This is a genomic window from Chitinophaga silvatica (assembly GCF_003419895.1).
In the GTDB taxonomy this organism is placed as follows: Bacteria; Bacteroidota; Bacteroidia; order Chitinophagales; family Chitinophagaceae; genus Chitinophaga; species Chitinophaga silvatica.
In genome coordinates, this window is record NZ_QPMM01000001.1 from 567,703 (window position 1) to 580,325 (window position 12,623).

General features: G+C 40.5%; 8 protein-coding genes. All 8 read right to left on the reverse strand.

Annotated elements, in window-relative coordinates:
- Positions 1-154: 154 nt before the first annotated feature.
- Positions 155-2,689 (reverse strand): zinc-dependent metalloprotease, encoded by a 2,535-nt coding sequence (locus DVR12_RS02225; protein ID WP_116973818.1) that lies wholly within the window; start codon positions 2,687-2,689, stop codon positions 155-157.
- Between the two features lie 3 nt (positions 2,690-2,692).
- Positions 2,693-4,057, reverse strand: coding sequence for a TlpA family protein disulfide reductase (locus tag DVR12_RS02230; RefSeq protein ID WP_116973819.1), 1,365 nt, complete (start codon positions 4,055-4,057; stop codon positions 2,693-2,695).
- A gap of 11 nt (positions 4,058-4,068) precedes the next feature.
- A complete protein-coding gene (locus DVR12_RS02235; protein ID WP_116973820.1) occupies positions 4,069-4,926 on the reverse strand; it encodes a putative zinc-binding metallopeptidase in 858 nt (285 codons plus the stop codon).
- A gap of 21 nt (positions 4,927-4,947) precedes the next feature.
- Entirely contained in the window at positions 4,948-6,459 is a 1,512-nt protein-coding gene (locus DVR12_RS02240) for a RagB/SusD family nutrient uptake outer membrane protein (RefSeq protein ID WP_116973821.1), read from the reverse strand.
- An 11-nt stretch (positions 6,460-6,470) separates the two neighbouring features.
- Positions 6,471-10,085: a SusC/RagA family TonB-linked outer membrane protein gene (locus DVR12_RS02245; RefSeq protein ID WP_116973822.1), complete on the reverse strand. Its 3,615-nt coding sequence runs from the start codon at positions 10,083-10,085 to the stop codon at positions 6,471-6,473.
- A 45-nt stretch (positions 10,086-10,130) separates the two neighbouring features.
- Complete coding sequence (locus DVR12_RS02250; protein WP_116973823.1) at positions 10,131-11,318, reverse strand: FecR family protein; 1,188 nt, start codon at positions 11,316-11,318, stop codon at positions 10,131-10,133.
- 66 nt (positions 11,319-11,384) lie between these two features.
- The gene (locus tag DVR12_RS02255; protein WP_116973824.1) at positions 11,385-11,981 is read right to left on the reverse strand and encodes an RNA polymerase sigma factor; all 597 of its coding nucleotides are present in this window, start codon (positions 11,979-11,981) and stop codon (positions 11,385-11,387) included.
- Positions 11,982-12,152: 171 nt separating this feature from the next.
- The gene (locus DVR12_RS02260; protein ID WP_116973825.1) at positions 12,153-12,599 is read right to left on the reverse strand and encodes a hypothetical protein; all 447 of its coding nucleotides are present in this window, start codon (positions 12,597-12,599) and stop codon (positions 12,153-12,155) included.
- Positions 12,600-12,623: the final 24 nt, after the last annotated feature.

Here is a 12,623-nt window from a genome sequence, read left to right on the forward strand (position 1 = left end):
TTATTTGTGATGAGCGAGAGAAATAGGGGATAAGCTAAGCTGGCGATTTTTAGAATACTTAAGAGGATGTAAAATGATAACAGATTATCAGGTACCCAAATAAACAGAGGCTGCATCATAAATGATACAGCCTCCTTACTCATTAAATTGGCGGTTAATTAATATTCTCAGCTTTTGGCTTCATAATCTCAGGGATTCTTTCGGCCATAAAACGGAAATGGTTTTTAATGATAGGGTCGGTACTAACTGCAGCTGCTTTTTTAAACTCCTGCTCCAGGTTTAGTAAATATGCTTTTACGATGGAGTAAGTATCATTAGTGCGAGGCACCAATCCCTGCGGCAGCAATACATTTACATCCAGGCTGGTGATTTCCGACATTTTCATCGTTTTTACATTCAGCATAGAGTTGAATTTCTCCAGATATAATTTTTGGAGATTACGCTGATAAATGTTGGAGGCATTTTGAACCATATTATCGAGCCCTACTGCTTTATGCAGATCTGCCAGATAGGTTGTCAGTGGATAAGCATTCTGTGGCTGTGCAGTTTCAAATTGGAGCAAACGATCCATCATAAACCCATTTATCAGTTTATTAAGAACTGGCCCCTGCATGTTTAGAATATTATCTGCGGGGAAAGTGGCAGCAATTGAAATGATTTTTTGATCAAATAACCAGGTAGGTGCTTTGAATAGTTGCTCTTTCAGGAAAGACAAGGCCTCTTTCTGAGTGGCGGCCGATACTGGCGTTATCTGCGCACCAGGTTGTTCTACCGTTTTGGTATCTACATATATTCCACCAACATTTTTGGCCACATGGTTTATGTATCTGACATATTGTTCCTTTACCTGGTCATACATGAAAGACAGATTGGTATAGTCCTTATTTGGAACTTTAGTCCATTCCATCAGGTTTTTCATAACAACCTGCAGGTTCTTTATGCCATAGGCATTTGCCTTCATGACGTTATCACTGAGGTCTTCATTCTGGCAGCGAGGGTCGATTTGTTCTGTTTCTGAGCCAAACCAGAGTCTTTTATCTTTCAGTTTCTCTATGGTCAGTTTATTGAGGTAAGGAATTTCCTCTTTGGAAGAAGAAAACTGTGGTAACCATTTATAACCCCATTCAATAGCCCATTTGTCGTAATCTCCGATTCTTGGGAATAATCCTTTTTCACTGATATTATCTTCAGGTTGGGCTACATAATTGAAACGGGCATAATCCATGATACTGGGAGTATGACCATGTTCTTCCACCCATTTTTTGTTGCGTAGGTTTTCTACCGGTACAGTGGAAGAAGAGCCGAAGTTATGGCGTAAACCAAGTGTATGTCCAACCTCGTGAGAAGATACAAATCTGATCAGTTGACCCATCAGCTCATCATCGAGTTCCATTGTACGGGCGCGGGGATCTACGGCTGCACATTGTATGAAGTACCAGTTATGTAACAACTGCATGACGTTATGATACCAGTTGATATGTGTTTCCAGTATCTCACCGGTTCTTGGATCTGCCACATGCGGACCACTGGCATTTGGCACAGCAGAAGGTTTGTAAACGATGGCCGAATACCTGGCATCATCTATACTCCAGGTGCTATCTTCTGCTTTGGTTGGGGCACGACGGGCCTGAATAGCGTTCTTAAAACCGGCTTTTTCGAAAGCTGCCTGCCAGTCATTCACCCCCTGAATTAAATAAGGAACCCATTTTTCCGGGGTAGCCGGATCAATATAAATAATAATAGGCTTCTTAGGCTCTACCAGTTCGCCTTTGAGATATTTCTCTACTTCCCCATCTTTCGGTTCCATACGCCAGCGGCGTACATAATATGTTGCTTTTACAGCCTGTGGATCTGTTTCAAAATCATAGAATCCACCGGCGAAGAAACCTACCCGTTTATCGTATTCGCGTGCCTTCATTGGTTTCTCGGGCAGCATTACAATGCTGGTATTGATTTCCAGGGTAACATTGCTGGAAGCACCATTATTACCAGATCGACCGTAGGTTTTTACAGTGCGTACTTCCACGTTCATTGGATAAGTACGGATAGTATCGATATAGGATTTGTCTGATGAAATACCACCCAGCTTAAGTTGACTTTTAAGTGACGGGTCAAATGCTACGAGTTCATTATCTCCATTTACAAAATCAGTAACATCAATAACGCTGGCTTTACCATCAGCGCTATATGTTTTGATATCGAAGCTGGCTGTAATAGGCTGGACGTTGGAATTCATTACAGAACGATACATCGGAGCCGACGAGTCTTTCATATAGTTGAGATAGGAAACAGTGCGGATAAACATCTTATTCCCCGGTCCTTTTTCCAGTGTAATCACATTTTCATTGATCTCGTCACCTGCATAACCAAACATCCCTGCCCGTAATCCGGAAGAAGATTTAGATATACGCGTTACTGATAGGATGTCTTTCCCTAAAACCTTATCAGGAATTTCAAAGAAATACCTGTCTTCCACTTTATGTACTATTACCAGGCCCCTGCTGGTTTTGGCGGAATCAGGTATTACTTCTTTATATGGTTTAAGCTTTTGCTTTACTGCTGTTGGCTTAGAAGTAGTATCTTTTGTTATACCTCCGTCTTTTTGTTTTATGGAGATTAATTGAGCATTAGCTGAATAGGCCATCAACATGCCCGCAGTAATACCAAAAATCAATTTGAATCTTCTCATTTTTTATTTAATTAAGCTGGTTTCTATAAGTTTACGGTAGGCAGGTTCAGAGGGTTTAGGACCATAACTCTCCACTACCTTTCCTTCTTTATCGATGATGATATATCTAGGAATACCTACAATGCTAAAACCTTTCATAAAGTTTTTTCCTTTCTCTCCGTTGGCAAGCAGTTCAATTCCATTCATATTCTTTTTATGTAAATAATCTCTCCATTTTATTTCATTTCTTTCGTCATCAATCGACACAGTTACGAATACAATGTTGTTATTGGTTTTGAACTCTTCTCTCAAAGCAAGGAAATCGGGTTGTTCTTTAATGCAGGCCGAACACCAGGTTGCCCATACATCAATAGCTACAACTTTTCCTTTGTAATCTGAAAGTCTGAATATTTGGCCATCAGCACCCGGTAGCTCGAAGCTGGGCGCTTCAGTATTTTTGGAAATCTTTAGCAATCCGGCTTCTTTGTCAACAATCTGCTGAAGGAGTTCTGGATTTTGGATCTTACTTTTAGCCAGAGGTAGTAAAGAGCTTACTTTTTCATCTAAACCTTGTTTGGTTAAGTAGTACAGGATATTATGCCCGGCAATTTCACTTACTCTGTAGCTATTGAAGTGCTCTAACTGGTATTTCGTTTTTACCAGTTCGTTAGTTTTAGCAGAACGAATTGATAATTCTGTATAAGCATTTATATAATTGGATAGTAACAACCTGTCGAAAACATTTGTAAGGGTATCGTTGGGCGAAGAGGTTTTTAAGATATCATAAAACCCTGCAGGAACAGAAACCCCTTCCTGCTTACGAATCCAGGCAGCACGGTTAGTCACAGACATTGCCTGGCTATAAACTCTGCAGAACTTCAATGCATCCTTTTCCCCGGCAAATTTTTTCAGCATAGCGGCAATACTGCTTTCCTGTTGTTGGAGGGAGGCGTAGAAATCATTTCCGGATTGACGATCAAATGCGGCCCAGGATCTCTGAATATTTAACAAAAGCGATTGTTGCTCCTTGTTATTTCCTGTTACTGTTATTGAGTTACCATCACCACTTACAGAGGCAATACCTATTACCCCACTTTTGCTGCTTTGTTCCGGGAATTCAAGAGATATTGCTTCATTTGCAGCCAGGTAGAAAGGCGTATTGCCGATCCAATACACGGTTGAATTAGTAGCAGTAATATGCAGATCAGTTTCCCCCTTTTCATTGAATTTCAGTTGTTGTGAGAACAGGGTTCCTTTTTGTCCGTATACCATTACCTGTACTCCGGCACTTGCGGCATTGGCATTCTTTTTTACAATATGTATATCAACAGCGTATAAGCTTTGGCTTAAGAAGGTGCCTATCACTACACTGCTCAATAACGATTTCATAATTATCTGGTTTATGGTTTCAGCGAATTGTTACCAATTTCCTGCAGATCGATAGCATAGGCAGATTTGAAATAATCTGTCAATGCTTTGTATTTAGCTCTTATCAGTCCATTTACATCATTGGATGGTTTTAGAATTGTATCATCCAACTGAGTTTTACTATTACTGATAATAGCCATGATGTAATTGATTATATCTGTATTGAGAGGAATGGCGGCACTGCCTACACCAGGGGCAATAAAGCCCAGGGAATACATATTAGCAGCAGTAACTCCTGTTTTCGTGTAATTACTAACGTTGGTAAAGGAAGTAGGGAAACTCACCAGATTTTTAGATAAGATCCAGTTCCAGTATTCTTTATGGATTTCTCCCCTGAACGAAACTTTAGTAGTATTTTTCATTGTGTCAAATACAGCTGAAAAATTGCTGATGATAAAGCCGTTGTAAAAAGGAGTGGTGTTCTGTAATTTATTGCTGACAGTATTTTTAAGATTGGCTCCCAGAATTACCTTATATGGTAAAGTTTTCTTTAAAAAAGCATCAGGGTAGCTACTCAACCAGTTTTGTTGAATAAACTCCAGCATCTTAGGAACATAATTTGGGTCTGCATTCTCGCAGCTATAGTTATAGCCGGCGGCTGATGCAATACTCGACGATTCTACCGGCTTCCAGGCATAATCCTGTCGGGAAAACCTGTACAGGAAATAAGTACCGGTAGTATTGAATAATGATACCAGGTCCTGGTCGAATGCGTTGTTGCCTTGTGGCAAAGTATAAGTATGCACTGGCTCACTTGGTGTAAGCGTTTCATTTTTTGAGCAGGATGAAAGGGCAATAGCGGCCAATGCTAATATGAAATATCGTTTCATGTTGGATCTGATTTTAGCGGATTATGGATTTTGGATCAGATTTTCATTTCTTGTCATTACTTCTGTTGAGAAGTGTAAAGTATATCTCGGATCTCCCTGGCTCAGGGTAATGATTTGCGGGCCAGAGGCATCCAGCTGGATTTTATGGGAGATAGAAGGCATTCCCCATCTACGCAGATCAAACCAACGTTGATCTTCCAGGCAAAGCTCTCTTCTTCTTTCAGCTTTATAAAAGCTAAACAGCGATTGTACATCAGTAAGGCTGATATCCTGGTAGGTACTGGCTTTGATCCTGTTTTTTCTTACTTTATTGATGTCTTCTATCGCCTTGGCAAGAGCGCCACCTTCTCCATGTATTGCTTTCTGAATATTCGCTTCAGCTCTGTTCAAATAAATTTCTGCACTACGGAATGCCTTCCCGGTGACTGCGTTTCCTGAGCTTGGATCTTTGGTTTTACCGCTTCCTCCTTTATAGCTGATAACAGCAAGAACCGGATCAAACTGGATATAGGAAGGATTACCGAAATAGTATTTATAGCGGATATCGTTGGTCTGATCATAACTGTTTACGAGGTCTTCAGAGAGTCCGTATGGCGAAACATAAGGATCAATTACCGGGGTAGTTTCCAGTAATGTAGTTTCTTTAGTTCCATAAGCCCAGATTACTTCATTACCGGCTAATGTTGGATTGGCAATACCCCAATAGGTATCTGTAACAACATTCAGATCTTTCATTGGAGGTGCCGATTCTTCAGCGATATTGGCATATTGAATAGCTTTATCCCAGTTGTCCATGTAGAGGTATAAACGGGATGCAAGTAGGGCAGCAGCCGGCTTATTCATCCGATAGATGCTATTGGTAGTAACCCCTGCAGGCAGTAGTTCAACTGCTTTTATCAGATCAGTTTCAATTTGTTGGTATACGGATCGGATAGTGGCTCTGGGAGCCGGTTTATGTATGGCGCCATCAGAAACTCCTGAAGTAAGAACTAAAGGAACTCCCAGGTCTTTATCCGGGTCGGTAGCCGGATTATTAATTGGTTTACCAAATAAATTTACTAAATGGAAATAGTAGAAGGCACGTAATGCAAGCGCCTGGCCTTTGATGTTCTGTTTATCAGTTTCACTGCCCGTTGCCGCATCAATGTATTCGAGTACTACATTACAACCTTTAATTTTCGTATAGTACTTTTCGTAAGTAGAGTAATAATCTGAAGCCCCCAGCTGACGGTATTTATCAAACAACTCCGGATCCCAGTTGTAACCAGGCAGGTATTGTGTTAGCATAGCCGTGTACGTTGCTGAGTTATAAAAGTTTGCCTGTACGTCGTCCGTCAGTAACTCTATAAAGGGATGTACAGAGAAGTTATCTCCATTACTGATAGGGTATGCTTCACCCATCAGCAGCTCGTTCATACTACTCACTGTAGTAGGTTTTACGAGGTCTGTACTGGTTTCTTTCAGAAAGTCCTTGGAGCAGCTGCTGAATATAGCAGCGCTAGTTAATGTTATATACAGAAGTGATTTTTTCATGGTTGCACAGATTAGAATCCAACATTTACGGTCAGCGAATAATTTCTTGGAATAGGCAAACTATTTCCGTTTACTTCCGGATCTACACCATGGAGATCCTTGCTGGCGATATAGAAAAGGTTAGAGGCACTCAACATAAGGTTGGCTTGTCTGATTACTTTTGTTTGTTTCAACCAGCTACCAGGAATATTATATCCCAGCATTAGATTTTGTAGTCTTACAAAACTTGCATCCACGACACGCAGGTTGGAATAGTCATACATCAGGTATGGTGAGGCCAGGCTTCCTGAACCAAATGGGAGGGAAACGTTAGGAACCAATGCAGTTGGCAGTGATGGAATATTGGTATTTTTTTCATCACCTGGTTGTCTCCAGCGATTCACCAGCTCATTCGACAGGTTTTTGGCTGGATATGGTGCCGATCCATACATGGTTTCATAAATTCGTGGTAAGAATTTCTTATGTCCTAATGCTACGTTGAAAAGCACGTTTAATGAAAACCCTTTATATTGGAAGTTATTGCTGACACCACCAGTAATTTTAGGGTCCAGTTGCCCCATGTATACCATTCCACTCGTTGCATCAATTGTTTTCTCAGCAGATTTATCGAGGTTATTGAATTGAGGAATACCTTTTTCATTCAGGCCTGCATAATCAAAAGCCCAGAACGCTGAAATAGGGTACCCTTTTTTATAAATACTTCCAGATGCTGCCATTTGCCAGTTGCTTAATACAGTAGCACCGGATTCCTTTACTTCATTGAAGTTACGGCCACTGTTGATGCGTAAATTCCAGCTAAAGTTTTTATTCCTGATAGGAACTATATTCAAAGTAACCTCATACCCCTTATTTAAAAGGTCGCCACCATTAACGGGTACACCTGTGAGCATCCCAAACTCAAATGGTACCTGCAACATGATAATTGCATCCGATGTTTTCTTGTAATAACCTTCTACAGTACCGGAAACACGGCCTTTCAGAATGGAGAAGTCTAATGCCAGGTTACTGGTTTTACTTCGTTCCCATCTTAAATCCTCATACGCAAGGCTATAAATCTTTAAAATTGCTTCTTTGGTGGTAGCAGAGTAAGCGCTGTTGCCACTGGGGATTTGAGCAATTAAATCCGGACTAAAATTCTCGGCAACATTACCCTGAAAACCATAAGAAGCACGGAGAGAGAGTTGATTGAGCCAGGAGTTGGATTTCAGAAAGTTCTCTTCTGCCAGATTCCATTGTCCACCGGCTGCCCATACAGGCAGGAAGCGATGGCGGGTATCCTGACCAAATCTGTTGGAGGCATCGGTACGTATGCTTGCATTAAAAACATATTTGTTATTAAGATTATAGCTGGTAGTTCCGAAGTAAGAGAGATAATTGTTTAGTTTATCTGTTAGCAGCGGCACCATATTGTTATACAAAGAATTGGTAGTTGTACCACCGGTGCTTAATGCTACATTGAGCGGAGGCATTACAATGGTTTTACCTCTATCCGGCATATAACCATAGCTGGTTTGACTTACACCATCATACTTAACGCTACGGATTTCCACACCTGCCATTGCATTAAATCCATCTCTGTTTCCAAAGAAGCGATTGGTATAGGAAAGCATATTTCTGAAAAGGTAACTTTTCATTTCAGCGCTCATTTTGTTTAATTGTCCACCTATCGGGAGGCTCGACTGCTGATATTTCAGGCTGCTGGGAGTATATTGTCCGAATTCATAACCTCGTAAAGAAGAGATGTAAGCTGAACGTTCAGTAGCAAAAGACTCACCATTGCTGTTGGAGATACCATAGTTACCAACAGATTGAAAACTGAAACCTTTTCCTATAGCGTAATCGATATTATAGGTTCCGTTAATAAATCCGGCTTTAGACAAGGAACCGGTATTATTACGTTCGTTGATGACGTTATATTTATAGGAGGCAGGTATGATTCCACCACTGGAAGCGGAGTTATTGTTGATGTAGAAGTATTGACTTCCATTATCATCTAAATAAGGAATAGCCCTGCTGGTATTAAAGGCATATTGAAATGGCTCGAATTTATAGAAGCCCTTAAGATTGCTGGTGCTGGCATTTAGGTTGAAAGTCAGGCGTACTTTATTTGACAAGGCGGTTGTTACTTTAAGCAAGGCATTATAACGACGTTGCTCATTGCCTATAGTATTACCGATTTGCGACATCATACCTACAGAGCCATAGTAGCTTGTACGATCTGCACCTCCGCTGAAGCTGAGTGATTGGTTATTGCTTACAGGGTTTTGATACAGTAATCCAAACCAATCAGTGTTCATGGTTTCGAATTTGCTTACTTCCCTATCAAATTGTTCCTGAGTAATCTGTTTATCGAAGAGTCGTTGTAAGGCTCCTTCATAGGAAACGGCATCCGGAGTTTGCTGGAAGTTCAACCCTCTGGCATATATTTCCCTGGATACATCAATTCTGTCTTTAGAATTCATCAGGTTGAAGTCTCTGTACGAAGGGCGTTGAGATATGGTTGTATTGGAGGAAAAGTTAATAGCAGTTCTGCCAGCTTTTCCTTTTCGGGTGGTAATAACGATTACACCATTTGCAGCTTTTACACCATAGATGGCAGTAGAGGAGGCGTCTTTGAGAACAGTGATATCCTGTATGTCATCTACATTCAGGTAGGATACGGTAGTGCCTACCAGATTTTTTAAAGCATCCTGGTCGCCTTCATTCTGGAGGGCATTGAATTGTTGATATTGGAAGGGGATAGGATCATTTTGAATGATACCATCAACAACCCATACGGGGTCTTGAGATCCTAGCATGGTACTGGTACCGCGGGTTCTTACCTTGGTTTTAGACCCAACGAGGCCGGAAGACTGAGTCACGGCAACACCAGGTAATTGCCCCTGTAAGAGTTTATCTATGCTGTTAACACCTGGGATTTTTATTTCATCGGCACTTATACGGCTGTAAGAGCCTACCATATCTTTTCTGTCGATATTCTGGTAACCGGTTACTACCACTTCGGAAACATTGATATCCTGTTTTTCCAGTTGAATATTATTGATAAAGGAATTATCGGCGCCCCCGTTTACAGCAAACGTAACAGATTTCATACCGATATAACTTACACGGATAGAGCTTTTGTCTTGTACAAAGATGTTGTAATATCCGCTGGCATCGGAAGTTGTGGCCTTTGTAGACCCAACTTCCACCAAGGTCACACCAGGGAGCGGAACGTTGTCGGGGCTGGTGATCCGGCCTTTGACAGTTACTAAAGTTTCCACTGCTGCTATTTGTTTGCCAGGGTTGCTTATGATAATCACTTTTCCGTCGATCGAGTATTTCAGTCCTGTTCCTTCCAATACTTTTTCCAGTACCTGTTCGATAGGTTGGTTCTGGGCGGTGATATTGATAGGTGCATACTTATTCAGTTCTTTACTGTTAAAGACCAGAGAGTAGGTGATCTGATCTCTGATTTTGTTTAGTATTTCCGTTCTTTTAGCATTTTTCATTTCAAGGGTAATACCCTTTTGTTGAGCAATTGCAGAACTTAACATGCAACAGATCAGTATAGCAAGTATACCGGTGCGACGGCCAATAGACCTGATTTTATGGGCATAGGTATCCCGGAACAATCGCTTGTTCATTTTGAATTGATTTTGGTTAGGAAATCAAAGACTGATTTCTAGTCTTTACTTTCGACTTATGTAAATGGTATTGTTTTTTAGTACAAAGCTTACCGGGCTCGATTTTTCCAGTATAGCCAGTAGTTCGGTTACCTTTGGTTGTTTTTGTAATTTTCCTCCAAGCTTTTCATCTTTTAAGGTGGCATCGGTAAATACGATATCAAGATCGTACCATCTGCTAACCTGTTCCATTACCTGTTGCAAGCTGCTTTCATCCATATACATCCATCCATCAATCCAGGCGATGTAAGGTGTTACATTCACGATATCGACGGTTAAACGGCCGGCAGAAATATCGAATTGAGCCTGTTCTCCCGGATGAAGTTTTACTGTATTATTATTGGCATTCACATTTACAGCCCCTTCTGTCAGGGTTGTTTTAAGTATATTCTCGTAAGTATTTAAATTGAAAGCGGTACCGGTTACCAGTATTTCCTGTCCTTTACTATGAACAATAAAAGGTTGGTTGGCGTTTTTAGCGATCTGAAAATATGCCTCCCCATTTTCAAGGTATACTTCCCTGCTTTTACTTCCGGAGAAGTGATCCGGATAACGCAGGCGGCTGGCAGCATTCAGCCAGATTTTTGTTCCATCTGCCAACAAAACAGCAAACTGATCTCCTCTTGGAACAGATAAGGTATTGAATACCGGAGTAGTATTACTAGATGGCATCGTATAGGTAATAAGGTTTGTATCCCCAATGATTCTTACACCCGCATTGCCACTATTAAGGGTATCCTGAGCTTTGTTGAGTGTAATAACAGTTCCATTGGCCAATGTGAGTGTGCTATGATTATGTGGTTTCAGATCTGCCAGTTCAGATGTTGTACTCGCTTTTGGATGTTGAAATAACCAATAAGCAGCGGTACTTATTAATAATAATGTACTTGCAGCAACAGCCAGTTTTCTCCAATGTAATCTGATTATGCCAGGTTTAGGCTGAGCAATATCTGAACTAATGCGTTGCCATATTTTTGCCTGCAATTCTTTACTAAAGGATACAGGAACAATAGAGCGCATGGTTTGCAGCTCCAATTTAGCTGCGTGGAAAGCAGCTAAACTTGGATAAGCAGCGGTTGTCCATTCTTGCCAAAACTGTTCTGATTCCGGTGTTGGCCGAAATACCCATTCACGGAAAAAAGCATCTTCCAGAAAATCTGCTTTTTCAAATTGGGAATAGTCGGAAACGTTCATGAATTGCCTTTTATACTACTAAGACAATCGAGGTTACCAAATCTTCCCTTCTGTTTTAATTTTTTTTTAAATTTTTTTGAAGGCGGGTAATAAGGTATTCAACATTAGTGGAATAACCGGGCCGGATACCTGAATTATATCTTTGAGGGATTCTATTGCTTTATGCACCAGTTTATAGGAGCTGTTTAGGGTTATATCCATAGCAGTGGCGATATCGGCGTATTCCATTTCCTGCACATAACGCAGATAGATGATTTCTTTTTGACGGGCAGGTAATTGATTAAGCGCCATCATTAATTTCTCTCTATGCTCTTTATAAAGATCAGCATCGTTATCGGGCCATTGAAATTGCAGTTCGAAATTTTCAAAGTCTTCAGGTGAATGATTTTGGGTCTTTTTTTGTTTTTTGAGAAGATTGAAGATAATATGACGGAGAGATACCAGCAGATAGGCTTTTATTTGGGCAACTTCTCCCTGGGCAGATCTGTTGGCCCATAACTTCAGGAATAGGTCGTGCAATGCATCGCTTACCACCTCTACGTCACCTGTGAGGCGGATTCCATACTCCATAAGCAGATCAAAATAGTTGGTGTAAATAGTTGCTAGTGCGTTTTGATCACCTTCACGGTATGCATTCCAAATATGTAATTCTTCTAATATCAACTGTCACATTACAATTAATCAACAAAGCTGGAATGGATGATACTTACAAATATCGACTTTTTGGTGAATTATTTAGAAAATATATAGAGAATTGAGGTTTTTTTTGATGGAAGGTACAATAGGAGAGGAAACGGATTATTTTATGCTAATCCGTTTCCAATTAATTGAGGACTACTTTTCAAATTTCAATTCTACGGTTCTTTCACCTTTTCTTGTATACCATCCATCTTCGTCGTCAGGGCAAATTGGATCGAGCCCAACGCAATTGATGCCGCAAGGAACAAAAAGTGAAATGCCATTGTTTCCGTTATACATAGTTCCATAAACAAAACATCTACCATAAAGGAAATAACCATATTCAATCATTTGTTCGTATTCCGGAGTAACTGGAACTGGAACAAAACCAGTTACTGTGTCTCCGGTAAATTTATTGATGGCTTTTACTTCTTTTAGTTGATCAGAAACTAGTCTGAATGGGTTTGAAGTAACTTTTGCCTCAATTTTTAGATAAGGAGATTCGTCGGGTGTAGATTTTTTCTTGACAGGAGTTTCCGCATTTTTAGTACAACTGATCACTACACAGATCAGCATAATGGGTACGATCAAACATTTTTTCATTTACGATAGTATTTGGTTGAAAAT